The organism is Arcanobacterium pinnipediorum, from assembly GCF_023973165.1.
Classification (GTDB): Bacteria; Actinomycetota; Actinomycetes; order Actinomycetales; family Actinomycetaceae; genus Arcanobacterium; species Arcanobacterium pinnipediorum.
Genome location: NZ_CP099547.1, coordinates 207619 through 232622 on the forward strand (window position 1 = coordinate 207619; position 25004 = coordinate 232622).

Annotated in this window: 23 protein-coding genes and 5 tRNA genes; 16 read left to right on the forward strand and 12 right to left on the reverse strand. The window is 50.8% G+C overall.

The window, feature by feature from the left end; genetic code table 11:
• The first annotated feature begins 279 nt into the window (after positions 1-279).
• The 3 genes from NG665_RS00860 (at position 280) to NG665_RS00870 (ending at position 3113) form a co-directional block, all read left to right on the forward strand.
• On the forward strand, positions 280-1179 hold the full coding sequence (locus tag NG665_RS00860) for a phosphoribosylaminoimidazolesuccinocarboxamide synthase (RefSeq protein ID WP_252673451.1): 900 nt from the start codon (positions 280-282) through the stop codon (positions 1177-1179).
• Between the two features lie 125 nt (positions 1180-1304).
• A complete protein-coding gene (gdhA, locus tag NG665_RS00865; RefSeq protein ID WP_252673452.1) occupies positions 1305-2642 on the forward strand; it encodes an NADP-specific glutamate dehydrogenase in 1338 nt (445 codons plus the stop codon).
• A gap of 105 nt (positions 2643-2747) precedes the next feature.
• Positions 2748-3113 carry a sterol carrier family protein gene (locus tag NG665_RS00870; protein ID WP_252673453.1) on the forward strand — a complete coding sequence of 122 codons (366 nt, stop codon included), beginning with the start codon at positions 2748-2750 and terminating at the stop codon, positions 3111-3113.
• A gap of 52 nt (positions 3114-3165) precedes the next feature.
• Here the strand turns inward: NG665_RS00870 and NG665_RS00875 are convergent, their stop codons facing one another.
• Positions 3166-3399 (reverse strand): DUF3073 domain-containing protein, encoded by a 234-nt coding sequence (locus NG665_RS00875; protein WP_252673454.1) that lies wholly within the window; start codon positions 3397-3399, stop codon positions 3166-3168.
• Between the two features lie 354 nt (positions 3400-3753).
• Here NG665_RS00875 and NG665_RS00880 point away from each other — a divergent pair, with 354 nt between their 5' ends.
• On the forward strand, positions 3754-3945 hold the full coding sequence (locus tag NG665_RS00880) for a BldC family transcriptional regulator (RefSeq protein ID WP_168917182.1): 192 nt from the start codon (positions 3754-3756) through the stop codon (positions 3943-3945).
• A 109-nt stretch (positions 3946-4054) separates the two neighbouring features.
• On the opposite strand, the gene NG665_RS00885 is transcribed toward NG665_RS00880, so the two are convergent.
• From NG665_RS00885 to NG665_RS08780, 5 genes are all read right to left on the reverse strand, one after another.
• Complete coding sequence (locus NG665_RS00885; protein WP_252673455.1) at positions 4055-4405, reverse strand: DUF3618 domain-containing protein; 351 nt, start codon at positions 4403-4405, stop codon at positions 4055-4057.
• A complete protein-coding gene (locus tag NG665_RS00890; protein WP_252673456.1) occupies positions 4402-4845 on the reverse strand; it encodes a phage holin family protein in 444 nt (147 codons plus the stop codon). Before NG665_RS00890 ends, NG665_RS00885 begins: the two co-directional genes overlap by 4 nt.
• 113 nt (positions 4846-4958) lie before the next feature.
• A complete protein-coding gene (gene murJ, locus NG665_RS00895) occupies positions 4959-6806 on the reverse strand; it encodes a murein biosynthesis integral membrane protein MurJ (RefSeq protein WP_252673457.1) in 1848 nt (615 codons plus the stop codon).
• Positions 6807-6912: 106 nt separating this feature from the next.
• Positions 6913-6986, reverse strand: a tRNA-Asp gene (locus tag NG665_RS00900).
• A 622-nt stretch (positions 6987-7608) separates the two neighbouring features.
• A complete protein-coding gene (locus tag NG665_RS08780) occupies positions 7609-7740 on the reverse strand; it encodes an IS1/IS1595 family N-terminal zinc-binding domain-containing protein (RefSeq protein ID WP_435366678.1) in 132 nt (43 codons plus the stop codon).
• A gap of 451 nt (positions 7741-8191) precedes the next feature.
• On the opposite strand from NG665_RS08780, the gene NG665_RS00905 reads away from it, so the two are divergent.
• Both NG665_RS00905 and NG665_RS00910 read left to right on the forward strand, forming a co-directional pair.
• On the forward strand, positions 8192-9286 hold the full coding sequence (locus NG665_RS00905; protein ID WP_252674049.1) for an IS1249 family transposase: 1095 nt from the start codon (positions 8192-8194) through the stop codon (positions 9284-9286).
• 119 nt (positions 9287-9405) lie between these two features.
• Positions 9406-10716, forward strand: coding sequence for an ISL3 family transposase (locus tag NG665_RS00910; protein ID WP_252672639.1), 1311 nt, complete (start codon positions 9406-9408; stop codon positions 10714-10716).
• 343 nt (positions 10717-11059) lie between these two features.
• Here NG665_RS00910 and NG665_RS00915 read toward each other — a convergent pair.
• The 3 genes from NG665_RS00915 to NG665_RS00925 form a co-directional block, all read right to left on the reverse strand.
• Positions 11060-11135, reverse strand: a tRNA-Phe gene (locus NG665_RS00915).
• A gap of 35 nt (positions 11136-11170) precedes the next feature.
• Positions 11171-11247, reverse strand: a tRNA-Asp gene (locus NG665_RS00920).
• A gap of 45 nt (positions 11248-11292) precedes the next feature.
• Positions 11293-11365: transfer RNA gene (locus tag NG665_RS00925), tRNA-Glu, on the reverse strand.
• A gap of 166 nt (positions 11366-11531) precedes the next feature.
• Between NG665_RS00925 and NG665_RS00930 the strand changes: the two genes are divergently transcribed.
• The 3 genes from NG665_RS00930 to NG665_RS00940 are packed head-to-tail and all read left to right on the forward strand — an operon-like array spanning position 11532 to position 14337.
• Complete coding sequence (locus NG665_RS00930) at positions 11532-13088, forward strand: mechanosensitive ion channel family protein (protein WP_252673458.1); 1557 nt, start codon at positions 11532-11534, stop codon at positions 13086-13088.
• Between the two features lie 2 nt (positions 13089-13090).
• Complete coding sequence (gene msrB, locus NG665_RS00935) at positions 13091-13543, forward strand: peptide-methionine (R)-S-oxide reductase MsrB (protein ID WP_252673459.1); 453 nt, start codon at positions 13091-13093, stop codon at positions 13541-13543.
• Positions 13543-14337: an endonuclease/exonuclease/phosphatase family protein gene (locus NG665_RS00940; RefSeq protein WP_252673460.1), complete on the forward strand. Its 795-nt coding sequence runs from the start codon at positions 13543-13545 to the stop codon at positions 14335-14337. Before msrB ends, NG665_RS00940 begins: the two co-directional genes overlap by 1 nt.
• Before the next feature lie 46 nt (positions 14338-14383).
• On the opposite strand, the gene NG665_RS00945 is transcribed toward NG665_RS00940, so the two are convergent.
• A tRNA-Lys gene (locus NG665_RS00945) sits at positions 14384-14457 on the reverse strand.
• Between the two features lie 221 nt (positions 14458-14678).
• Between NG665_RS00945 and NG665_RS00950 the strand changes: the two genes are divergently transcribed.
• Positions 14679-15272: a hypothetical protein gene (locus tag NG665_RS00950; protein ID WP_252673461.1), complete on the forward strand. Its 594-nt coding sequence runs from the start codon at positions 14679-14681 to the stop codon at positions 15270-15272.
• Positions 15273-15442: 170 nt separating this feature from the next.
• On the opposite strand, the gene NG665_RS00955 is transcribed toward NG665_RS00950, so the two are convergent.
• Both NG665_RS00955 and NG665_RS00960 read right to left on the reverse strand, forming a co-directional pair.
• Positions 15443-16456 carry an inorganic phosphate transporter gene (locus NG665_RS00955; protein ID WP_252673462.1) on the reverse strand — a complete coding sequence of 338 codons (1014 nt, stop codon included), beginning with the start codon at positions 16454-16456 and terminating at the stop codon, positions 15443-15445.
• Positions 16456-17040, reverse strand: a complete 585-nt coding sequence (locus NG665_RS00960; protein WP_252674050.1) for a DUF47 domain-containing protein — start codon at positions 17038-17040, stop codon at positions 16456-16458. Before NG665_RS00960 ends, NG665_RS00955 begins: the two co-directional genes overlap by 1 nt.
• 303 nt (positions 17041-17343) lie before the next feature.
• On the opposite strand from NG665_RS00960, the gene NG665_RS00965 reads away from it, so the two are divergent.
• The 6 genes from NG665_RS00965 (at position 17344) to NG665_RS00990 (ending at position 24970) form a co-directional block, all read left to right on the forward strand.
• Positions 17344-18774, forward strand: coding sequence for an alanine/glycine:cation symporter family protein (locus NG665_RS00965; protein WP_252673463.1), 1431 nt, complete (start codon positions 17344-17346; stop codon positions 18772-18774).
• 478 nt (positions 18775-19252) lie between these two features.
• On the forward strand, positions 19253-20044 hold the full coding sequence (locus NG665_RS00970) for a hypothetical protein (RefSeq protein ID WP_252673464.1): 792 nt from the start codon (positions 19253-19255) through the stop codon (positions 20042-20044).
• A gap of 33 nt (positions 20045-20077) precedes the next feature.
• On the forward strand, positions 20078-20692 hold the full coding sequence (locus tag NG665_RS00975; RefSeq protein WP_252673465.1) for a heme-binding beta-barrel domain-containing protein: 615 nt from the start codon (positions 20078-20080) through the stop codon (positions 20690-20692).
• Positions 20689-21822 carry a CAF17-like 4Fe-4S cluster assembly/insertion protein YgfZ gene (gene ygfZ / locus NG665_RS00980; protein WP_252673466.1) on the forward strand — a complete coding sequence of 378 codons (1134 nt, stop codon included), beginning with the start codon at positions 20689-20691 and terminating at the stop codon, positions 21820-21822. Before NG665_RS00975 ends, ygfZ begins: the two co-directional genes overlap by 4 nt.
• Positions 21822-22283: a D-aminoacyl-tRNA deacylase gene (gene dtd / locus NG665_RS00985; protein ID WP_252673467.1), complete on the forward strand. Its 462-nt coding sequence runs from the start codon at positions 21822-21824 to the stop codon at positions 22281-22283. Before ygfZ ends, dtd begins: the two co-directional genes overlap by 1 nt.
• An 89-nt stretch (positions 22284-22372) precedes the next feature.
• Positions 22373-24970 carry an ATP-dependent Clp protease ATP-binding subunit gene (locus tag NG665_RS00990; protein ID WP_252673468.1) on the forward strand — a complete coding sequence of 866 codons (2598 nt, stop codon included), beginning with the start codon at positions 22373-22375 and terminating at the stop codon, positions 24968-24970.
• The last annotated feature ends 34 nt before the right edge of the window (positions 24971-25004 follow it).

Here is a 25004-nt window from a genome sequence, read left to right on the forward strand (position 1 = left end):
GCAGGAAATATCTAGCTGCAGGAAATCATCGGGTGGCCCAAAAATCTCTGGGTGCAGGAAATTGCCGGATGCAGCAAATCTCTATGCGCACCAAAATTTTACGCAGTGAAGTTGTTAGAGGTGGAATACTCCGCCAGAAGCTATAGCCAAAGAATACGATGTTTGATTCGTTAGCACGACCCGATGTTTGCAATATGAGCAGGAATAATTCTGCCTAGCAAGTTCCACAGATCTGCCGGTAGTATTATCTCAACCGTTCAATCCAATGGAGGAGGGACAGTGTCAGGTTTTGCAGGAGGCATCTCTATCCCCGGCTGGTCGCGTATTTACGCAGGGAAAGTCCGGGATATGTACATTCCCATCGATCAGCAATGGCATGATGGTCATGACACCATGCTTATTGTCGCATCAGATCGCATATCGGTACAAGACCGCGTTATTCCCTCCATTATCCCCGGCAAAGGTCAATTACAAACCGCGCTAACTATGTGGTGGTTTAATCAACTAGATGATATTGTTCCCAATCATTTGTCCACCATGAAAGTTCCCGATGAAGTACGTGGGCGCGCAATGATTGTCCAACGCTTGCGGATGTACCCTGTCGAATGTTCGGTAGTTGGGTATATGACGGCTGCGCTCTACGACGAATATCAACGCACTGGTTCAATTAATGGCGTCGAACTACCGCAAGGGTTACGTGAAGGTGACAAGCTACCGTCGCCACTATTTTTACCGGCACGAAAAGGGGCAGTCCAAGCAAACGACATAGATATCAGCTTCGAAGATTTTGCGTATATTGTTGGGCTGGAATTAGCTCGTGCTATGCGATCAATCTCGATCGATATATATCTACGTGGCCACGAGATGTGTGCTCGTAGCGGTATTGTTTTAGCCGATTGCAAATTGGAATTTGGTAGTTCAGCAGATGCGGGTGATGAGGAAATCGTTTTAGCTGACGAAGTTCTTACCCCAGATTCTGCGACGATGTGGTTAGCACAAGACTACGCTCCAGGAAAACCCCAGATTGTCATGGGGAAGCAGTTTATTGGACATTGGCTCCGTAAATGTGGCTGGGATCGAGATGCAGGTACACCGCCTCCACCACTGCCACGCCATCTAGTTACGACTGTTAAGAAACGCTACGAGACAGTGTATTCGATGTTGACTGGAGAAAAATAGGTAGGCTCGAGTGGTATATGTCATGTACACACTCTGAGACGATTCCGATAGTTGGCTCGCTAGTCTTTTCTCACTTAGTCACTCAGATTATTCTGTGACTAGAAGGAAAATAAAGGAGAAAATCTATGGACAAGTATATTGAAGACGTCTATAACGAGTCGCTACGACGCAATCCGATACAGCCTGAGTTTCAGCAGGCGGTGCGTGAAGTTCTTGAATCTGTTGAACCGTTGCTTGCGGCCAGAAAAGACTATCGCGATGCAGCGATTCTAGCCCGGATAATTGAGCCGGAGCGTCAGATCATGTTCCGGGTCGCGTGGGAAGATGATCAAAACAACGTCCATGTCAACCGTGGATATCGGATCCAATTTAATTCTGCGCTTGGCCAATACAAGGGAGGTTTGCGCTTCCATCAGTCGGTGACGCTCTCGGTTGTCAAGTTCCTTGGTTTTGAACAGATTTTTAAGAATGCGTTGACTGGGCAAGGCATTGGCGGCGGTAAAGGCGGATCGGACTTTGATCCTCATGGCAAGTCCGATAACGAGGTTATGCGATTCTGCCAGGCCTTCATGACTGAACTATCGCGCCATATCGGAGCTGATGTGGACGTCCCAGCAGGCGACATTGGTGTTGGTGCGCGCGAGATAGGATACTTGTTCGGTCAATACAAGCGTCTAGCTAATCGAAATGAAGCTGGTGTTCTCACCGGCAAAGGACTCAACTGGGGTGGCTCCCTAGTTCGTACCCAAGCCACTGGCTATGGTCTTGTTACCTTCGCCCAGGCGATGCTGGGTGAAAAAGGTGAGGACATGGACGGTAAAAAGGTTATCGTTTCAGGCTCAGGAAACGTAGCAACCTACGCCATCGAGAAAGCCCACGCGCTTGGTGCCCAGGCGATATCGATTTCAGATTCTTCGGGTGCAGTTTACGATCCTGATGGCATCGACGTCGAACTGCTCAAGCAAGTCAAGGAAGTTGAACGTGGACGCGTATCAGATTACGCTGCGCGTCGTCCTAACGCGCAATTCCGCGCAGGTGAGCACGTGTGGAGTATTGCAGGTGACATCGCGTTACCATGCGCTACACAGAACGAGATGAATGAAGCTGATGTTGCTACCTTGGTAAACAACGGCGTTAAGTTGATTGCCGAAGGCGCGAATATGCCGCTGACCCCGGATGCCATTGAGGCTGCGCAACGTTCCCATATTTTGTATGCTCCCGGAAAAGCAGCCAATGCTGGCGGCGTAGCTACTTCGGCATTGGAGATGCAGCAGAATGCTGGTATGGCTCAGTGGGCGTTTGAAAAAGTAGAAGATCGCCTCCGGGCCATTATGCTCGATATTCATCGTGAATGCCTTGAAACTGCTGACGAATACGGCAAGCCAGGCGATTATATGGTCGGCGCCAATATTGCAGGATTCCGTAAAGTAGCAGATGCGATGTTGGATCAAGGTGTTATCTGAGCCTAGATAGAGGCAGGTTTGATATAGCACATCGATGCCTAGGGATAGTAGGCATACTATCCCTAGGCATTTTTACCATAGTGAGGTTTATATTAACCTAGAACTATGAGACGACGAATAGATCCAGAGCAAGGAATTGAGTTGATTCGTTGCTATTGGATGGGTAGGGAACTGTCGAAAGCAGATCAGCAGCGCGCTATACGTTTTGCTTTAGAAGAATTTGCAGTGCGCCACCCAGGTAAATCAGTTGAGATTCGAATCCCGTGGGTGGGCGCAGTTCAAGCTATTTCCGGCCCGGTACATACGCGTGGAACCCCACCAAACATCGTCGAGATGGATGGTCAAACGTGGCTGGATCTGGTGATAGGACGCGAACCTGAGGGCCGTATTCGAGCCAGTGGCACCCGGGCTGACCTTAGTAGTTTCATGCCGTTATTTGGCCCAGCTCAGCTGCAGGAAAAACAGCGATGATAATGATCTAGCCAGGCGTAAAGCCTGGCTAGATCCACAATTACCATGCACGTCACCTGTTTGGTGGTGTCCAATCGTCTTCATCCCAATCATCTTCTGCTGGGGGTATATTGTACGAATCGTAACTCGACCAATCGCTATCGGGATTATCCGAATCGCTATCAGCAGATGAGTTGGACTTTCCTATGAGTTCTCTTTCGAGAGCTGCATAATCCGTTTCAGGGCTGAAATACTTTAGATCACGTGCGACTTTTCGCTGTTTGGCTCTTTGACGGCCGCGTCCCATAGGGATCCGACCCCCCTCAACTCGTCTTGGGGCGACGCGAAGTGGCCCCGCTATGTACATAATTGTTCTCGTTGATCTACTTTACAACGAATCGGTACCTAAACTCTAGGTGGCAGATCAAATGTGCACAGATCGTTACTGTGAAATGAGTAGTAGCGGGAGAAAATCCCCTGAAGAATACTCAGTATGTGACGTGTTCCATAACTCAACGGGTGGTTGTTTATTAATAAATCATCTCTAGGTTGTACATCATTCCTCCAAATCGCACTTTATAATTGAAATAGACAAACGCTTATTCTTGCGAGCAAAAAGATAGTCTACGAACTTCACCAGTTTCTGCGAAAGGAAACGCAAATGACCGAATTCGATACCGAACTCATGACTCCCGCTGAAGTAGCGGCACTCTTTAGAGTAGACCCAAAGACCGTAGCCCGCTGGTCTGATTCAGGTAAAATTCCATCAATCCGCACTTTAGGTGGCCACCGTCGTTTCCGACGCAGCGACATCGTGGCTATTTTGGAAAACAACACCACAGAGATTGACTGACTATACGATGTGATTTAGGGGCAACAAACAGATGTTTGTTGCCCCTAAATAATGCCTGGTTAAGGGAGGTTTGAGGATCTTAATCCGCAACCAACAGGCGTATAAGGCTTTACTTCATGATCTTGCGAACAATAAGAGCTGCGACGCCTAACGCCACTCCGGCAATGATGCCGATCGCTTTCATATCACCGGCTGCAGCATCATGAGCAAATGACTGAGCTTTTGCTTTAACCTCATCAACTTTACCCAAAGCAGCTACCTTGAGATCCTCTTTTAATACCTCGGGATCAAGCTTGGCAGCCAACTCGTTGACCGTAGCAGTTAGCTCTTCGCGCACGCGCTCGATATCCTTTTGGATTTCACTAGCAGAACGAAGATCTTCAACATCTGCAGGCGCTTCGTAATCGGTAGCCCGCTTAGCATTTGCAGCTGCACGGGCTGCTTCATTAATATTGCTCACTTCTCAAAACCTTTCTTAATGGCGTCAACGTTCTTTGTTAGACCGCTCTTGGGATCAATCTCAGTTTTTTTAGCCTTATCTAGTGAGCGCTTACCAATCAAGGCAAGTATCAAAATAATGACAAGCAGAATGCCGGCCGTAATAAGATAGCCAGCCCACTCTGGGACTATGAGTGCGAAGGCCATCGCAATGCTTGTGAAAATAAAACCCAACATGTACAGAGCAAAAATGCCTGCAACTGCCAGCAAGACACCGCCAACTCCGAGCCGCTTGACCTTTGTTTGAGCCTGGAGTGTTGTGTATTTAATTTCGTCGCGCACCAGTGCAGAGAACTGGCTGGTAATCTTAGCCACGAGCTCCCCAATGGAGCCCTGTGTACTCTTAGGCGTCGTTGCCGGATCAGCAGGTGGCTTTACTTGATCTTTGTGTTCAGTAGTCACGGACTACTCCTTTGCAGGCTTCATTTAGCCGATGGACATTTGACGATGATAATACTATTCTTTCACGAAATCTGGTCCGTGCGCGACCCCCGCGTGAAAACTGTCAAGAAAATTCATGAACGAGGATAAATTCGAGCCGAGACTGTGCGGCCGATTTTACGTACGGGGCGGAGCAATATCTCGCCCTCGGCCAACTTTGAGCGCCAGAGGAGAACCACGAAAACCAGTGTTATCAACGAGCCAACCACAATGATCGCTATGACGGATAAGAAGAAGTTATGTGCAACGTCGTCGTAACCAAACCCGAGCATCGCCAAAAAACCTAAGCCGGCTGAGATAACACCGATCACGCCGAGCTTCAAATGGCTCATCACGATCCGGCGGCCATCGATACCGCCTAACCGTCGTCGTAAAATCCACACGTGAATCACAAGATAGATCACGTTTTCGAGAGAAGAGAAAAGACAGAGCCCAATAACGGTCCACTGCGGTGGCCAAAACGCCGTCGTAACGTAGAAAATCGGAGTGATGATATGTAACGGAAGTACAGAAAAGAACGCCGTACGGGTATCTTCATACGCATAAAAGACCTTTATCAACACTGAATCGGCCGCGCCGGCAACTAAGCCCAAAGTTAGAGCGCTCAATACCCAGGCCAAAGACCACGCTTCGGCAGGAGTCGAGGTTGGAGTGACGACCTTAGCCACCGGAACCGCAAGGACGAAAATCAACGCACTGGCCAAAATGTTGAATGCACCCACGGTGCGAATCGTAACCGAGATATCAGCGCGCACCGAGGCAGAATCATCGCGTGCTGCTGCCCGAGACATCCGCGGAAATACCGCGGTAATAATCGAAATTGTCACCAACGATGTAGGTAAAGAATACAAAGCAAATGCGATGGTGTACATGAAGTTACCGGCAACCCCGGTAGTGTCCATCCCGGCGTCGATAGCGCGTTGCGTAGCGCCCGCAGCAATATTGAGCAAGATCATGATCGGTATCATGCCGGTGAGCATCAAAGCCAGCACCCAACTCCCGGCCCGTCCTACCGCTCCAAGCCCAGAATTACGCCACTGGAAATCAGGCCGATAGCGAATCCCGAGGCGACGCAACGGCCAGAACAAGATTACAGCTTGGACAGCGATTCCCAGCGTCGAAACACCACCAAGGATCATCGTTGGCGCCCCGGCCCAAGCAATCGCGGATGAGGGCGCGGTTGAATCTTCGGCGCCGAACATGGTTAGCATAAGAATCAACCCGCCGATTGCAACAATATTGTTCAAGGCAGGTGACCACATATACGGACCAAATTTTTCGTAGGCGTTGAGGATCTGGCCAAGCACAGCATACAAGCCGTAGAAGAAAATCTGCGGCAAACACCAGTATGCGAAGATAACCGTTAGCCGATACCATTCCTCTGACATCGTTGAGGCGTAAAGATTGACGATGATCGGTGCGGCCAGGGTGATAACGACCGTGAGTAGGCCCAGAGTTAGGAAAGAAAACGTGAGCAGTTTATTGATGAAAACAGCGCCTTCGGCACGTGACTTTTCAGTTGCGCGCACGATGGCAGGAACTAAGACGGCGTTGACCAATCCACCGGCGATGATGCCGTAGAGCAAATTGGGTACGTTGTTTGCGATGTCGAATGAGTTGGCCACCGGAGTTGAAACACCCACCACAGCGCCAAGCAAAATAGGGGAGCGAATCATTCCCAGAGCTCGCGAAACTAAAGTTCCTAAGAACATAATGAACGACGAACGGGCAGCTGATACGCGCGGTTGATTTTCGCTGGGTGTGGGTTGAGTTTCAGAGGGTTGTACAGTTTGGGTCTGATTGCTAGGTGTTTGCTCGACGTCGGGGTGCACGGTGGATAGGCGGACTTTGCGAGGGGCTGTTAGTGGGGCCCGGCCTTGTCCGTGCCGAGGGGTAAATCGATGTCGAGTACGAAAACGCATGCCACCAGTGTACCGATCTTTTTGAGGTGGAGTGGGGATCGGATAACGAGATATGAAAATCTCCTGCCCGTGCAGTAACGAAACCGCATGAACAGGAGAATAGGTGCGACCCTGACGGGACTTGAACCCGCGACCTCCGCCGTGACAGGGCGGCGCGCTAACCAACTGCGCTACAGGGCCTGATAAATCCACACGTATGTGGGATAGAACGATCATCACGGCTGATCGTTGGAGATCAACAAGCGCGATAAGAATGCTCTTCCAAAAGTGTAGGGGAGAAAATGCCACAAACGCCAACTCGGTTATCATCTGTGCCTATAATCACGGAGGTGGTTGTGGTTGTGGTGTTGTTCAGACGGTAAATATAGTCCGTTTCATCCCATCTATTCACCTTTGTCTACTGGTTGACACTCTTACTAAACCCATCGCAACTGTTATCCAGTCTGTTTCCAGCCGTGATAAGACAAGAAGTTGTGCCGAAACCGGGGTATATGGGGCGATGTCCTCATATACGGGGGCATCGCCCCATATACCCCGGTTTTGTAACAGGCAAACCTCATCACCGTCCTTGAAAACCCGACATTTCAGAATAAAACCGGGTTTGGTTGGCTGGCGTGGGCGTGGTGGCAGAAGAAACAATGTCTATGGGGTGGTAGCTCGGATAACCTGCTGTTTGGATGAGACGACCAGAGGTGAAAAGGGAAGAGAAGAGAAAGGAGGCATAGCAAGTAAGTTGCGTTCGACCCAAAGTAGGTTGTGTTCCACTCAAAGGGGAGTCCGCCCACGGAACAGAAATGAGGATCTAGATTAAACGCCAAAAACCCAGAGTCTGGGTAGACGAACAGGGCTTACACCGGAAACGCTGCCGGCCGCCACTTGTCTTACCGTGTTTGATCATGACATTGCCACACATTTTGCATCGAGGATATTTCATTCCTCAATCCAAACCGAATTCAACACCAACTTTCGGGCAACACACCAAGTAAAAACCAGATTTCCAGCAACACATTTTGTCCAACCACTTAGTTGACCCCAACAAACTAAAACACGCACTTTCACGCGCTACAGCAACGAAAACCAAACACAACAACAACACTCAATGTCCTATAGCCCAAGAAAACACGGTCTGGCTTGAGAGCTGGAGAGTAGTCTGAAAGAAAACGGGCTAGCGGACAATTGTTATTGATGGTTTTGCTGTTTTTCGTTGCTAGGGTGGGGTTTTCTGGAAAGAAACTCGTTTCGACTCGAGTTTTTGGTTGGACAATAGTTATTGATTTTGTTGCCAGTTATCCGCGTGATAGCAGGGAAAAATTGTGGTGAAAGTCGGTTGCATACTAGTGGGTATGAGATCGAACAAGAAACACTGCCCTACTTGTGGTGAAGGCATGGTCAAAAACGGTAAAGACAAATGCGGCCACCAACGCTGGATCTGCTGCTCATGCAAGGTAACCTCGCGTTGGCATAACGACGTCACTTCGCGGGATTTGCGCGCGTTCTTAGACGTTCTGACTGGGAAAACCACGCAGCGAGAACTTCCTGGACAGGGCCGGACCTTCCGACGCAGGAGCGCTGTGTTGTGGGAGATCTGGCCGATATGCGAACCCGATGGGCAAGACCACCGCGTGATCCATGTTGATGGTATCCATTTAGGCCGCGATGCTGTCATTCTGATCGCCTGCAGCCCCGAATATGTGATTGCCTGGCATGTGGCCAGACGTGAATCGACCCAAGCCTGGCTGGACCTGCTCGCGAAAATCCCACCACCCGGTATGGTCGTGGCTGACGGGGGCACAGGTTTCACAACAGCTCGGGCACGATTGTGGCCCTCCACGCGTGTCCAACGCTGCACGTTCCACGCCTATCAACAGGTCAAACGCTACACGACCACACGCTCACGAACTGAATGTGGCAGACAGCTCTACCGGATCGGTGTTGATCTATTGCATGTGAAAACTCCCGCACACGCGCACGCATGGATCGATAGCTTCTATGCTTGGCGTCACCGTTGGGCTGGGTTCCTGGCCGAGAAAACCCGTAACGAGAAAGGAAAACTAGTCGATAAACACGAGCGGCTCGTCAAGGCTGGCAATAGTCTGTCTAGGCTGGTCGATAGTGGCCATTTGTTCACGTTTCTCAATCCCGATCTTTACGATGACGGAGAAATAATCGGTTCTCTACCAGCGATGAATAACCAGATCGAGGGAGGTATCAACTCGCCTTTACGTGAACTGCTGCGCCGTCATCGGGGTATGAGTATCGATCACCGGATCCGTGCAGTGTCATGGTGGTGCTACCTACACACCGAGAACCCTGCCAACCCAGCCGAAATCCTGCGTATCATGCCCACCAACACGGACATCATGCGCGCTTACCAGCAAGCCGCAGCCCGACACCGAGCCGACCACAACAACCATCGCTGGGGCAACGGCCTTGACTGGAACGAACTCCACACCCACACACCCTACCGCAACGACTACTAACCCAAAATCAATAACTTTTGTCCTATAACCCAAGAAAACACGGTCTGGCTTATAAGGCTCTTCGCGTTTTAGCGGGGTGTGGAGATGCAGAAGTGGTGAAGGTAGTTCATGCTTAGAGTGTGAATCAAAAACTTGAACGTACCTTCACCGCTTATGATCCTACCGTAATTCTTGCTCGGCTTGTGAGTTTGAAAGATATTCGCGTCTTGGCGTATCACCGTCATGGCTCTCAACAGGAAATCGAAATTGAACAAGTCCTTAAGAGACCAACATGCCCACGTTGTGAAAGTCTTGCACGCGTTAAAGAAAGGCCAAGAGTACGGTATATAGATTTACCTGTCTATGGTCGGTCTATGAGCTTGTTATGGCGTAAGCACCGCTGGTATTGTCCAAACGTTGCATGTGATGTTGGTTCATGGACAAGTCAAGATAAACGTATTGCTGCTCAACGTTGCCAGATGACTACCAGGGCAGCTAAATGGGCGACCCAGCAAGTAGGCATGGGACGAACAATTAGCGAAGTCGCAGCTGAACTTGGTTGTTCTTGGCACACAGTCAATGATGCAGTAACTATGTATGGTCAAGTGTTACTACAAGCAGACCGTAAGCGTTTAAACAAGACTCACGCAATCGGGCTTGATGAAACAAGTTTCGTTCGCATACAAGGACACCGCACAAGTTATGTCACTACGGTATGTGACGTCGAGCATCATCAAATCATTGATATTATCCCAAGCTGTAACTACATAGACGTAGCCCGCTATTTAAAAGACCAGCCCAACGCTTGGAAAGCACGAATCCGCTATGCCACTTTAGACATGAGCCCAACATACCGTGCTGTGTATAACGTGGTATTACCCCAGGCAACTCAAATAGCTGATCATTTCCATGTGATTACGTTAGCCAATCGTGTGTTAGATACTGTACGTAGACGCGTACAAAATCAGACCTTGGGACACCGTGGGCATAAAAAAGATCCTTTATACAAGATTCGGCGTTTACTGACATATGGTAGTGAAAAACTACTGCCAGCAATGGTCCAGCGTCTAGAAAGCATGCTTGTGTTAGGAGATCCTCACGCTGAAGTAGCGATTGCGTATCGGATAAAAGAACGCTTACGAGAGTTTTATCAGCAAACAGATCTTGGTGTTGCGACCACCATGCTTGCAGAATTGATACAAACATGCCTGGATGTGGCTATGCCCCCAGAAATTCAGCAGCTAGGACGCACGCTACAACGATGGCAGCTTCAAATCTTGGCGTATCATCAAACGCATCTTTCTAATTCCATCACCGAGGCGTTAAACAATCTCATCAAACGTATTAAACGTATCGGATTTGGGTTCACGAATTTCAACAACTATCGCATTCGTGCATTACTGTATGCCGGTAAACCTAACTGGAGACTGCTGCATAATATCTTCGTGTAACCTGTTTACCAGTGAGAAGATCACAAGGCATTTTCTATCATCGAGTGTTGCTCGCACTAACACCAACGGGTTAACAAAGACAATGTATGTTGCTTACTTTTATATAGTTATTCCGGGCCACTAAAAATCTCATCACCACCACATTAACGCCAACGAAAACACAGCTGCTAACTTTAAAATCACTACACCAGCACCTGATACTAGGCCAGTAAACCCACCGAGTAACAACGTTTCACCCCGCTAAAACGCGAAGAGCCGCTTATAAGTCTAAGCCGTACATAAGGGGTTGTTCCTTGACTGCAAATAAAAACAACCCCGAGATACCAACGGTATCTCGGGGAAGTGGTGGCTCCGACCGGCGTCGATCCGGTGACCTTTCGATTTTCAGTCGAACGCTCTACCAACTGAGCTACAGAGCCAAGATAAGAAAACACCCGGTTTCCCGGGATTTTCTTGGCGACCCTGACGGGACTTGAACCCGCGACCTCCGCCGTGACAGGGCGGCGCGCTAACCAACTGCGCTACAGGGCCTTACGGCCGATATCTCTCGATATCTCACTTCCCTAAGGAAGCTAGTACCCCCAACCGGATTCGAACCGGTGCTACCGCCGTGAAAGGGCGGGGTCCTGGGCCGCTAGACGATGGGGGCGAAACCCGAAGGCTTCTGTGTTCTCAACACTTCCGCGTCGCGAACTCCTATAGCTTAGCGATATTTACCCCAATAATGCAAAATGAATCCACTGTGTTACCCGTCACTGTTCGCTCAAAGCCTGTTTTTCTCCGGTATTTAGCCAGTTGTAGCATAGGGTAAAGACATGGCAGTTTCGGTTTTTTCTCAAACACTCATACAAAGCGTCGATAACACAGGCACAGTCCCAGGCTCTGAAAACACAGAAACGGTGGTGGAGGCAACAGTCGACATCCTCGGCTTTGTAGCCGGCGCACTTCTTGGGGTGGTGATCGGCCTGCTCATCACCGTCATCATCATGTCCGTTAGCCATGTGTTTGGCCGCTGGTATAAGTATTATCAACCTGTCCATCACGCGATTCGCCGCCCCACCGGCATGCTCTTGGCAACCCTCGGCGGCTGGATCGGATTCCTCACAGTCAAAGACAAAATCGAAGACGACCACGCACCGGGTTGGTTAGATTGGCTCAACCACGGCTTGATAATTTTATTCATCGTGCTCGCAGCAGCGCTCATCGTAGCCTTTGTTAACGGCCTCGTTAAATCCATTTATTTACGAATGGAAGTCTCCTCGGAAGAACGAGCGAGTCGAATCGAAACCCAAGTCCAAGTCATCCACCGCGTGGTATCGGCAGTCATTTGGGTTCTCGCCTTTGGCGCCGTGCTCTTAACCTTCCCGGCAGCGCGTACCGCCGGCACGTCCCTCTTAGCCTCTGCCGGCCTCCTTTCGGTCATAGCAGGCCTAGCAGCGCAATCGGTCCTCGGCGATGTTTTCGCCGGAGTCCAGCTAGCTTTTTCCGATTCGATGCGCGTAGGAGACATTGTCGTATTCAACGGTGAGATGACTACGGTCGAAGAAATTACCTTGACTTACGTCGTCCTGGCAGTGTGGGACGGGCGCCGAATCATGGTTCCATCATCAAAGATGACTGGCGAACCATTTGAAAACTGGACCCGCAGATCGCCGGAGATGCTAGGGACCGTAGAATGGCATGTGGATTGGACGATCCCAGTCAAACTAGCACGCAAACAGCTACATCATTTACTGCGTTCGACTGATCTATGGGACGGACGCACCGGAGTACTCCAAGTTTCCCAAGCCACCGACGGCATCATCACGATGCGCGCTATCGTCTCTGGGCCAAATGCGGGTGCCTTGATCGACCTCAAACACTACCTACGCGAGGCGATGGTTGAATGGATCCAAAACGAAGCTCCGCAAGCCATACCTCACTACCGCCGGGTTGTTGACCCGGCCCCGGACTTTGACCAAGTCAGTGAAGCTACCCGCCAGCACGTCGATAGCCGATTGGCTTCCAGTGCACCAGCGTATAAACCTAACAAGGCTGTTACCGATACTGCTTCGACCACCATTATTTCGCCCGAAGAATTAGAAAAAATTGCACGCACCCCGGTGGCACAGCGCGTTCACGACGACGAATTCCGGATCGGAACTGATTCGGAAGAGATCCTCGTCGTTCCTATGAGCGAAGAAGACGAACAACCACTTGCCTATCAATCGGCACTATTCCACGGTTCAGAAGAGGCAGATCGGCGCGCAGAGCAATACTCGGGCCCAGGTGATGAGGCTTACGAAGAGCGAAATCGCAAAATTGAACAGACTGCTAATATGGCAAAATATGACGACGCCGTTCGCGGCGACGCAGATCAAGGAGAAGAATAATTATGGGTTACGTCGATAAGACTCCAGAACAAACTGAGAACATTGACTACAAGCTCAACAAGTCGCCCGAAGAATGGCGAAACTTGTTGTCAGATATGGAATTTTTCGTGCTGCGCGAAGCTGGAACAGAACGCCCCGGTACCGGTGAATTGCTTTACGAAGACCGAGCTGGAATGTATCACTGTAAAGCCTGCGACGCAGAGCTTTTCTCCTCCGAAACTAAGTTCGAGTCCCACTGTGGGTGGCCATCATTTTATGATCCAGACGAAAAAGGCGCTGTGGTCTACATTGAAGATCGTTCGCTGGCTCCGCGCATCCGTACCGAGGTGCGGTGTGCTAACTGTGGATCGCACTTAGGCCACGTCTTTAACGATTCTCCAGAAACGCCAACCGGTTTGCGCTATTGCATGAACTCCGTAGCGTTGCGTTTCGTTCCGGGCGAAGAGCAGAACTGATGACTATTCGCTGTGCCACCCTCAACCTCGAGCACGGTCGACCAGCTCGGGTGGTCCCTGGTGGCACAGCGAATGGCGCAGCCGAATTTGAGCGCGCGGTAGCTCGTATTGGGCAGATAGGGCTTGATGTCTTTACTGTGCAAGAAGCCGATGGGCCGGCGCGGGCCCGGTTGCTTCGGCCTGGCTCGCAGCATCTAGGGCATGTGGCGACGTTGGGGCATCGACTTGCGATGCACCATGTCTATGCTCCTTCAGCTTTTGGTTACGGAGTTGGGATTGTGAGTAGGTTCCCGATTCGAGCAGCACGTTATTTACGGCTACCGCCGATAGTGAAACCGGTTTATCGTCGCGACGACGGTTCGGTTGCGGTGCGTTGGCCAGAACCGCGGGTAGCGCTGTTTGGCTTGCTCCAAACACCCTCTGGTCCTTTACTGGTGGGGACCACGCATCTGGATATTGACCAAGTCGCTGCGCCACGCCAGTTTCAGATTGCGGCGAAGGGTTTGGCTGTAGCTGCGCGGGCGTGGGGGCTTGCCGCAACAACTCCGATGCTGCTCACCGGTGATATGAATATGCGCCCTGAAAATATAGCGCAAGCCGTAGCCGATATTTCAGCAGATGAATCGGTGCCGGGTAGAGTGTTGGCTGCAGGTAAGACCTATCCGCATCGCGATCCGCTATGGCAGATTGACCACATGCTTGGCTATCGCATGAGTGCGGAGTCTAGCTTTGTTTTGGATACCGCGATTTCAGACCATTGTGGACTGGTGGCGGATCTGGTGGTGAGCTGGTGAGATAAAAATCGCTGGTTATCCGATGTGGATAACCAGCGATGTGCGGTAGGCCCCGTGGGACTCGAACCCACAACCTACGGATTAAAAGTCCGCAGCTCTGACCAATTGAGCTAGAGGCCCACGCTTGAATAACAAGCGTTATCTCTGCACGTATCGTGACGAGACTTGTTCTAGTATAGCTTGGAACCGTAGCGGAGTAAAAGTTGAGAAAAGTGGCGTGGATTTCAAAACAAGATGGCTGAGCGGGCCGGCTCCACACAGAAAATGTGGTGTGAGTTAAGTTACGTTACGCGCTCGCTGTGGGTATGATGGACAACAACTAGAGTTGAAAGGCAAAAGCTATGAACACACCATTTCGTCGCCCCGCACAACTGCGTCCAGAACAACTTGAGCTTATTGATGGTGACGTCAATATCGAAGCGCGCTTGGAATTGGCGCATGCAACTGCCCAAGCCTTAGTGCCCCTAGATGATGGGGTAGATGAGCAGACTCAGCTCCGTATCAGAGCAGTTATTGCTGAACAGGGCATTGATCTCATTGCTGAATCATGGGTGGATACCCCTGAAACCTCACTACCGGGTGTTTTGTGGCGCGGATATCTTCTGCGGGAATGGATTCGGCGCTTCCCTGATGAGGTTACGTTGCGCATCGAGGCGTTGCGATCTGCCGGAATTGATGGCGCTGGAGTCCTAAGCCCGCGTGAGGTCAAAGCCCTATGGGATGAGGTTTTTGCTGGTGATTTCGCCGGTGATTTCCTCGACGTCGTTCGCCAGTCGGCACGATTGACTCACCACTTGTCACGGGTTGAACCGGTGTGGATTGACGACGACGAACATCCACTTGCAACCGATGTGACACGCCGATCTACCGCAATGGAACGCACTGCCCAGGAATTTTATGACGCTGGCGAAAAAATTATGCGCCAGAGTCGATAGGGTAAGGCGAGATTAAGGTGCGTAGCATTTAGGTGGATGTGTAGTGGACTTAAGGCGAAACGTTTAGCTATCCAGAGCGGTTAAAGCATACCAGAATGGTTAAAGCATAACTGTGGGCCGGTTTAAATAAACCGGCCCACAGGCGTTGTTAGCGATGAACGTTGGTTAACTCAGATAAAGATGAAGTGGAAAGCGCCATAGAAGGCAGCTGCTACGATTGCGGCCGCGGGCATTGTTAAGAACCATGCGCCCACAATCGACTTCGTCACTGACCAACGAACTGCTGATAGGCGACGCGTGGCTCCGGCACCCATAATGGCTGAGGTAATAGTGTGCGTCGTCGAAATTGGAGCGTGGTAGGCAAAGGCAGTAGTGTACAAAACTGCCGAGGCAACCGATTCGGCCACAAAGCCTTGGGATGGATCAAGATCAATAATCTTCGAACCCAGCGTTTTCATAATTCGCCATCCGCCGGAATATGTTCCAAGTGAAATCGCGCCGGCAGCGCCGAGTTTGACCCACAGTGGAACTGCGTGCCCTTCGTGGAATCCGCCTGCAACAAGTGCTAGGACGACGACTCCCATCGTCTTTTGCGCATCTTGCAAACCGTGACCGAGTGCCATCGCTGCTGCTGAAGCAGTTTGCGCATAACGGAACCGACGCATTGTCGGACGGTAAGCAAAATTAGCAAAAATGCGGATAACCAACGTCATCACGCCGTAGGCTAAAACGAAGCCCACGACCGGTGAAATAAACATTGGAAGAACAACTTTTTCACCAATCACGCTCCACTGGACTGTGATGGAAGCAGCTACACCAGCTCCTGCCAAACCGCCAATTAAAGCGTGCGAGGATGAAGAAGGTAGACCAAGACGCCAGGTAATGAGATTCCAAATCACTGCACCAACAAGCCCAGAAAGCACAACAAACAGTGCCACCATCTGGTTCTCTACGCCTTCAATATCGACGATTCCAGAACCGATAGTTTCTGCAACTCCAGTACCCAGCAACGCTCCAACGAAGTTCATGACCGCAGCCATGATCAAAGCCGTACGCGGTGCAAGAGCACGGGTAGCCACTGATGTAGCGATCGCGTTCGCTGCGTCGTGGAAACCATTCGTAAAATCGAATGCGAACGCAATCAAAATCACCAGTCCCACGATGAGGAATATAGAATCAACCATCAGGACTCCTTGATCGCAATTCCTTCAATGGAGACGGCGAGGGTTTCAAAGCTGTCGATAGCTGCTTCGAGCGCATCAACAACAAACTTGATCTTCAAAACTTCCATCGCGTTAGCGTCGTCGTCGGCAAAAATCTCACGCATCAGCTTGCGATAGATGATGTCACCTTGGTTTTCCAGCTGGTTAATCTCCAACCAGAATTTCTTGGTGTGTTCACCCATCGAAGCGATAAGTTTCATTGCCTCATTGGTCACTTCAGCACACTTAGTGATGATAGTGATAAGTTCGAGCGCCTTTTCCGGAAGTTCATCGACTCGGTACAAAACCATGTTGTCGCCGGCTTCATCAATAAGATCGACGATATCGTCAACAGTTGATACAAGTCCGTAAACATCGTCACGGTCATAGGGGAGTACGAAACTGTGTGCAACCTTCTGTAGCACGTCATGGGTGCCATCATCAGCAAGGTTTTCTACTTCGTGGAGTTTTTTGTTCAGCTCCTTACGAGCCTCACGATCGGCGCTACCCATCTGTTGAAGTATCTGTGCGGCAGATACGATGTGGTTAGCTTGCTTTGCAAACATTTCTAGCACGGCTTTACCCGGTGCGAATTTACTTAGACTCACAATGCCCTCAGAACACTCAGTGAATACTTGTCGTTTTCACCTTACGTTGCTGATGGGTTGGTGCGCTTGCTAAACCGATAATTTGAGGTGCCCAAGTTGTATAGATCACAGGGTCGTTTGTCACGCAAATACCGCCTCATTCGGGTTCTTTCCGCGGAAACTCGGGGTTTTAGTGTGTCCAAGTACGCAGAGATATTTTCACGGACGCGATAGTATGGGAACGTTTTTTAACATTACTTTTAGTGGAAAGAGGTGTAGACGATGGCTATCTACGATGCGATACTAGGCGTTACTGCTTGGTTGAATGGGCTTAACGATTGGCTCTACACCTGGGTGATGATCCTAGCTCTAGTTGGCACCGGCATCTTCTTAAGCATTCGCACCCGCGCAGTCCAGCTGCGTCATTTCACTGGCATGGTCACATATCTAACGCAGTCACGCCACGGATCGCGCGGCGGGATTTCTTCCTTCCAGGCATTCGCTATCGGAATGTCTACTCGCATCGGAATCGGCAACATCACTGGGATCGCACTTGCTATGATCCTTGGCGGTCCAGGTTCGCTTTTCTGGATGTGGATTGTGGCCATTGTTGGCATGTCAACAGCGTTTGCTGAGGCAACTTTGGCGCAAATCTTTAAATTCCGCCACCGCGATGGTACCTTCCGTGGCGGTCCGGCATCCTACATTATGGATGGGGTGAAGTCGCCACGATTAGCAATTGTTTTCGCCTCCGCAATGGTGTTTTGTATGTTCATTGCCATGCCGATGGTTCAAGCCAATACGATAGCTAAGGTTGTTGCTGGTGCCCACGGTATTGACCCAGCCATTATTGGAGTCGTTATCGCTGGGCTCACCGCGTTGGTGCTCTTTGGCGGAGTGCGTCGAGTAGCTCGAGCAACTGAAGTTATTTCACCACTGATGGCCCTGTTTTACCTGGGCATCGCCGCGGTTATCATCATCGTGAACATCACTGCTATCCCGCAGTTCTTTATCGACGTATTTTCTTCTGCTTTCGGGCTACGCGAGGCTTTTGTCGGAACAGGTTCCGGGTTCGTAGCAGCTCTGCTCAACGGCACCCGCCGTGGATTGTTCTCCAACGAAGCCGGTATGGGAACCTCGCCCAACGCCGCTGCAACAGCCACTGTCAACCATCCCGTCCAACAAGGCCTTATCCAGGCATTTGGCGTTTTCCTAGATACGATCTTTATCTGCACTGCAACCGGTTTTATCATCTCAACGACCGGCGCGTTGGATTACTCCAGCGTCACGCCCGATGATGCTGCCCATATTACGACCGATGCGATCACCTCAACGCTTGGATCGTGGATGATATGGCCGGTTTCGGTGATGATTTTCTTCTTTGGGTTTTCTTCACTTCTGGGAGCCTACGCATACGGCGAGGCGAACTTGGTGTTCTTGAAAAAATCTCGTGTTCTAGAGCTTACTTCTCGGGCGGTCTTGATAGCTTCGAGTTTTATGGGATCGGTGATGGCGTTGACGTTCGTGTGGGCAGTGATGGATTTGGCGATGTTCGCCGTCACGATTCTTAATCTCATAGCGATTATCGGCTTAGCTCCGTGGGTTATTGCGTTGCTAGGTGATTACGAAAAGCAGATAGCTGAGGGAAATTCCCCGGTGTTCCGTGCAGATCAGGCTCAGTTGCCGGGTTCTATTCCCTCTGATGTTTGGTGAGCCGATGGGGCCAGGCTCAGAGTTTTGGTGGCGAGAAGATCAGCGAGAGTAGCTGCGAAAACACCACCATCTTGCCTATAAGCCTGCCTATAGCCCAATCTGGCTTATTGGCCAAAGCCACCAATAAGCTTGGAATCATCAGGGTAGACATAAACGGGAGCTGTAGCCAATGGCTACAGCTCCCTAATTAGGAAAGTTAGGACACCGGATCCGAGAGCGCCTGTCGGCGCGAAGGCCGCTCGTAGCGGCAAATTTTTGGAGCCCGGGGCTTTCACGACCCGGTGTCTTGATTAGAACTATAGACCTTACCGCCGTAATTTTCTACCCTCCATGTGTGCACAGTTTCTACTGCCTGTGCACACTGTTTCAAAGAAGTGAACGTTGAGTCAGTATTAACTTCCCTATAACCGGGCATTGGTCTTCGATATTTTGGGCTGGTGGTGTCCCAAAAATTGGCGAGGTATGGGACAATACTTGTGTGAACACCACCGAACCGCAACCTACTGCTAGCTCACTTGAGACCCCGGCTCCCGCCTTGCCGGATCAATTGTTGACCGCCGCATGGGAAAAGCGCACCGGCTATGCGCGCGCATTACTCGGTATTTATGCGGCAACATCGCTGGCGTTGGGAGCAGTGTTTGGCCCTTATGTGATTGCGGTAGCGGTTGGGATTTTGAGTGCGGTCCTTATTGCAGGATGGCCCAACCTTCTTGATTTACCTACCCGATTAATTCCGCGAATCATGCTCCTTTTGTTGGCGATTGCTTTGACCGTGACGGCTCTGTTCGGGACTGTGGCCCATACTACGATTGTTGGGGCGGGAAGCATCATCACTGCTTTTATTGCCGAGATGTTACGCTCCGATGGCAGACCGCGCCTTATCGAACAGCTTTCTGGTGGTTTTACTGGCGCAGTCGTGCTGCTCTCGGGTTCATTGTGGATTCATGCCTTGCGCAGTGCTGACGGGAAAAATGTGGCTATTGTTGCGGCGATAACATTGGCGATTGTGTCCCTTATGCATGCCTACAATTCTGTAGCGGCGCGCATTGCCGGTTTCATCAATGGCCTCGCTTTCGCTCTGGGTTTTGCGTATTTGACGCGAATTCCATTAGAGTCAGCGCTCTTGATCGGAGTCAGTGTGGGGGCCATATATCTCTTAACTGCGCGCATGAGCATGGATTTACCGCGGCCATCGCCGGTGATCAACATTGCTACCCGCGCAATGATTCCGCCGTTAGCGGTAGGCGTCATCGTGTTCATCGCCAGCTAGGCAGGAAGCCTCGGAGTCGTTTAGCCTTAGACTATGGCTATACGACTTCCAGAAAATTTAGTTCCCGAAAATACTCCGCTAGCGTGGATGATCGATTCGTGGGTCGGGGGTGGCATTCTCGAATATGAGAATGTCGAACCAGCCGCCTATATTCATCAGGTGCGCTTTGATGCTTCGAACGCCGGGCCTTATCTGAAGGTGACCTCAACGGTGTGGTTAGCTAACGAACCTGCAGGCGTGGTTGATAAGGAAGCGCCAGGGCAGGTGACATTCGATCAGCTCACCAAAAACGAGTTGTGGATGGAACATACCGGCTATATTCGAGTTAATCCGCAATCTAAGCAACGCGAGGATGGCTCGTATGAAATCGAGGCCATGTTGGCCTCTCCTGTTGGGGTTGCTCATGCGTGGGTTGGTTTGATTAACGGTCCACGGTTGCAGATGATTACTGATTCGATTATGCGTTCTGGTTCGGGGGCAGCAATCGATGCAGTCAAAGTTATGGCTGGCTCGGTTGCCTCAGATTTGTTCTACGCTGTGGATATGGCTGGTTTTGGTGCTCCGATGCGTTCGTATATGGCAGGACGATTGTCGCGCACGTTTGATGGCAGCGTTGATCCAGTATCTGAAGATAAGGATCTGGCGTGAGCGTGATCTCCACTTTCCCAGGTGCGGTTATTCTCGACGGCGAACGGGTTCCGGCTCATTACGGCAATCCGTTTGCTGAAGAACAGAGTTTACGCCAGGGCAGGTCGTTTACGATGTTAGATCGCGAGGTTCTCGCGGTGCGCGGAGCAGATCGGTTGAAGCTATTGCATCTGATCTCGAGCCGTAACTTTGAACAGATCGAAGCCGGTGAGTCGACTGAGATGTTGATCCTTGATGCCCACGGGCATATCACGCATGCAGCTGGCGCTATTAGCGATGCCGATACGACGTGGCTGATAACAGATCACGGTTATGGGCAAAGTCTGGCAGAACATATTGCCAAGATGACGTTTATGATGCGGGTAGAAACTGAGTTGCTTACCGATGTGGTGGTGTTCGGTTTGATGAACTGGTCTGGTCAGATTCCAGCCGAGCTGGCTCAATATACTTACTGCGTGTGGGAAGATCCTTGGCCACATACCGCACAAGGCGGAGCAACTTACGGCGTTGATGATGATGAGCATCCGGGAATCGATACCCGGCGCAGCCTCGTCGTCGTCGATCCGCAAAATGTTGAAGATGCGCTACAGGCACTGCATGGTATGGCGCTGAAACCGGCCGGATATCAGGCTTGGGAGGCGGCAAGGATTGTGGATTGGCGACCAGCGTTGAGCTTCGAAGCAGCACGTCCGGCGTTGCCACACGAGCTTGACTGGTTGCGTACCGGGGTGCATTTGGAAAAAGGTTGTTATCCGGGGCAAGAAACTGTTGCCAAACTTGTTAATTTAGGAAAACCACCTCGGCGGCTGGTGTTCTTGTATTTGGAAGGCGGCGAAGAGCTGCCAGCGCCGGGAAGTGCGGTCACAGTAGATGGTCGTAACGCCGGGGAAGTGACCTCGGTGGCACGTTCGGTAGAAGATGGCCCGGTTGCCTTGGCTTTGCTCAAACGCAACGTTCCGCTTGATGCGGTGGTGAGCGTTGGGGATTTCGTTGCTTCCCAGGTGGAGATTGTTTCGCGCGAAGGTAAATCTTCGGCCTCGCCTGATATTCGCCCTGGCAGTGGATTGAGTGCGCGTCGTCTTGGCGGCCCGCCGCCATCAATGGCATCAAAATCGTTAGGTGGTAAGTAGTGCGTGCGGTGATCCAACGAGTCAAACATGCAACTGTACGGGTAGAACGTGACGGGAACTTCGACGTCGTTGGCAGTATTGGTAGCGGGCTTGCGGTGTTGGTTGGGATTACCCACGACGACGGCGAGGCCCAGATTGCGAAATTAGCCAAGAAGATCGCGCACCTAAAAATTATGCGTTCTGTGAGTGGTTCTGATGATCCTAAAGATCGAGTCAGCCTCAGCGAAGCTGGCGGTGCGGTCTTGTTAGTTTCACAATTTACGCTCTATGCCGATGTGCGTAAGGGAACAAAGCCATCGTGGTCTCATGCTGCGCCCGGATCAGTTGCGCAGCCGATTTTCCAGCAGCTTCTTGCCGCAGTGCGCAGCTACGGACTCACGGTAGAAACTGGACAGTTCGGGGCAATGATGGATGTTGAACTCCTCAACGACGGTCCGTTCACTATCGTTGCTGATATCTGACAGTCATGCCGGTGGCGAACGCGCTACCCGTTAGGTGCAAAATGTCGCTAAGGTAGGTGGCAGTTGTATGAATTAAAGGAGAAACCACATTGTTTGAACGGTTTACTGATCGCGCTCGTCGAGTAATCGTCTTGGCGCAAGAAGAAGCACGCAACCTCAAGCATAACTATCTTGGCACCGAACATATTTTGCTTGGTTTGATCAAAGAGGGCGAAGGTGTGGCAGCCAAAGCGCTTGAAGCACTCGGTGTTTCCTTTGATGCGGTGCGTGAGCAAGTTGTTGAGATTATCGGGGAAGGCCAAGAACAGCCCTCGGGTCATATTCCCTTTACGCCTCGTGCTAAGAAGGTTCTCGAGTATGCGATGCGTGAAGGCCTCCAGCTAGGTCACTCATATATCGGTACCGAGCATTTGCTGCTCGGATTATGCAGAGAGCAAGAGGGTGTAGCTGCCCAGGTGTTGGTCAAGCTAGACGCTGATCTGCCCAAGGTGCGCCAACAAGTTACCCAACTACTTAGTGGCTATCAGGGTAAAGAAGCTGTTGGTGTAGGTGGCGGAGGCGCACGCGAAGGGGTGAAGTCTGGTTCCACCATTCTAGATCAGTTCGGGCGCAACCTCACCCAGTCCGCACGCGATAACAAACTCGATCCAGTTATTGGTCGGCACACTGAAACACAGCGTGTTATGCAAGTTCTTTCGCGCCGTAATAAGAACAATCCGGTTCTTATCGGTGAGCCAGGCGTAGGTAAAACTGCTGTTGTTGAAGGTTTGGCGCAGGCGATTGCGCACGGTGATGTGCCTGAAACGCTTAAAGATAAGCAGCTCTACTCACTCGATATGGGCTCCCTTGTTGCTGGTTCACGTTACCGTGGTGATTTCGAAGAGCGGATGAAGAAGATCTTAAAAGAGATCAACACGCGCGGCGATATCGTCTTATTTATTGACGAAATCCATTCTCTTGTGGGGGCTGGTGCTGCTGAAGGTGCCTTGGATGCGGCTTCGCTACTGAAACCGATGATGGCTCGTGGTGAGCTGCAGGTTATCGGTGCAACCACTCTCGATGAGTATCGTAAGCATATTGAAAAAGATGCCGCCTTGGAGCGCCGTTTCCAGCCGATTCAGGTTGAACAGCCTTCGGTGAAGGAAACCATCGCTATTTTGGAAGGGTTGCGTGATCGCTACGAGGCTTTCCATCGGGTGACGATTACTGATGAGGCGCTTGAAACGGCTGCCACGATGGCTGATCGCTATATCAATGATCGTTTCTTGCCAGATAAGGCGATTGATTTGATCGATGAGGCTGGTGCACGATTGGCAATTCGAAAGATGACGGCGCCGCCAGAATTGCGTGAATTGGATGAAGAGATCGCTGAGGTCAAGCGGCAAAAGGAAGCAGCCATCGACGGGCAGGATTTCGAAAAAGCTGCGGCATTGCGCGATCAGGAGCAGCAATTGACTGAGAAACGTGCTGAGCGTGACAAGGCGTGGCGCGAAGGCGATCTTGATGTGATTGCGGTAGTTGATGAAGAACTGATTTCTGAAGTCTTGTCGATGGCAACTGGTATCCCAGTCTTTAAGCTAACCGAGGCAGAATCGTCGAAGTTGTTGCGGATGGAAGATGAGCTCCATAAGCGAGTTATCGGCCAAAATGAGGCAGTCATTGCGTTGTCCCAGGCAATTCGCCGTACCCGCGCGGGGCTAAAAGATCCTAACCGTCCAGGTGGATCCTTTATTTTCGCTGGCCCAACTGGTGTTGGTAAAACTGAACTTGCCAAGGCGCTTGCCGAGTTCTTGTTCGGTGACGAAGATGCCCTGATTACTTTGGATATGTCTGAGTTCCAAGAAAAGCACACGGTTTCACGTCTCTTCGGTGCACCTCCAGGATATGTTGGTTACGATGAAGGCGGCCAATTAACTGAAAAGGTTCGCCGTAAGCCGTTCTCGGTAGTGCTATTTGACGAAGTGGAAAAGGCGCACCAAGATCTGTTTAACTCCTTGCTTCAGATTCTCGAAGAAGGCCGATTGACTGATTCACAAGGCCGGGTAGTTGACTTCAAGAACACCGTGATTATTATGACCACGAATTTGGGAACGAAGGATATTGCCAAGGGTATTTCCACCGGTTTCCAAATTGATGGTGATGAAACTGGTTCCTATGAGCGGATGAAGCTACGCGTTAATGATGAGCTAAAGAATCATTTCCGTCCCGAGTTCTTAAACCGTGTTGACGATATTATCGTCTTCCCACAGTTGCAGAAGCCGGAAATCTTGCAGATTGTTGATTTGATGATTAACAAGCTTGGTGCCCGGTTAGCAGATCAAGGCATGGGAATCGTACTCACCGATAAGGCCAAGAATCTGCTTGCAGATCGCGGATACGATCCAGTTTTGGGTGCTCGTCCGTTGCGGCGTGCAATCCAGCGCGATATCGAAGATCAGTTATCGGAAAAGCTCTTGTTTGGTGAATTTACTTCTGGGCAAACGATTGTTGTGGATGTAGATGAAGATGATATCCCGATGTCGTTTACATTCACCGGTCAAGATTCTGACTATCGACTTCCTGAAGGTGTTACTCCGAACGCTGAAACTGAAGTGATTAACGGTTTGGCGCAGCCTTCGGCTATCGTTCCGGAATCGCAGAATGTAGATCCGAGCCCGCAACCTGTAACTGAGCCAGAAAACTCATAACATACAGTGACTAACTAGCAGTGATGGCATGATC

Bases quoted from the DNA above. Each gene is read 5' to 3' on its own strand.
- gdhA (WP_252673452.1), top strand. From the start codon at position 1,305: ATGGACAAGTATATTGAAGACGTCTATAACGAGTCGCTACGACGCAAT.
- NG665_RS00870 (WP_252673453.1), top strand. From the start codon at position 2,748: ATGAGACGACGAATAGATCCAGAGCAAGGAATTGAGTTGATTCGTTGC.
- NG665_RS00875 (WP_252673454.1), bottom strand. From the start codon at position 3,399: ATGGGACGCGGCCGTCAAAGAGCCAAACAGCGAAAAGTCGCACGTGAT.
- NG665_RS00880 (WP_168917182.1), top strand. From the start codon at position 3,754: ATGACCGAATTCGATACCGAACTCATGACTCCCGCTGAAGTAGCGGCA.
- murJ (WP_252673457.1), bottom strand. From the start codon at position 6,806: ATGCGTTTTCGTACTCGACATCGATTTACCCCTCGGCACGGACAAGGC.
- NG665_RS08780 (WP_435366678.1), bottom strand. From the start codon at position 7,740: ATGAAATATCCTCGATGCAAAATGTGTGGCAATGTCATGATCAAACAC.
- NG665_RS00905 (WP_252674049.1), top strand. From the start codon at position 8,192: ATGGTCAAAAACGGTAAAGACAAATGCGGCCACCAACGCTGGATCTGC.
- NG665_RS00930 (WP_252673458.1), top strand. From the start codon at position 11,532: ATGGCAGTTTCGGTTTTTTCTCAAACACTCATACAAAGCGTCGATAAC.
- msrB (WP_252673459.1), top strand. From the start codon at position 13,091: ATGGGTTACGTCGATAAGACTCCAGAACAAACTGAGAACATTGACTAC.
- NG665_RS00940 (WP_252673460.1), top strand. From the start codon at position 13,543: ATGACTATTCGCTGTGCCACCCTCAACCTCGAGCACGGTCGACCAGCT.
- NG665_RS00950 (WP_252673461.1), top strand. From the start codon at position 14,679: ATGAACACACCATTTCGTCGCCCCGCACAACTGCGTCCAGAACAACTT.
- NG665_RS00955 (WP_252673462.1), bottom strand. From the start codon at position 16,456: ATGGTTGATTCTATATTCCTCATCGTGGGACTGGTGATTTTGATTGCG.
- NG665_RS00960 (WP_252674050.1), bottom strand. From the start codon at position 17,040: ATGTTTGCAAAGCAAGCTAACCACATCGTATCTGCCGCACAGATACTT.
- NG665_RS00965 (WP_252673463.1), top strand. From the start codon at position 17,344: ATGGCTATCTACGATGCGATACTAGGCGTTACTGCTTGGTTGAATGGG.
- NG665_RS00975 (WP_252673465.1), top strand. From the start codon at position 20,078: ATGGCTATACGACTTCCAGAAAATTTAGTTCCCGAAAATACTCCGCTA.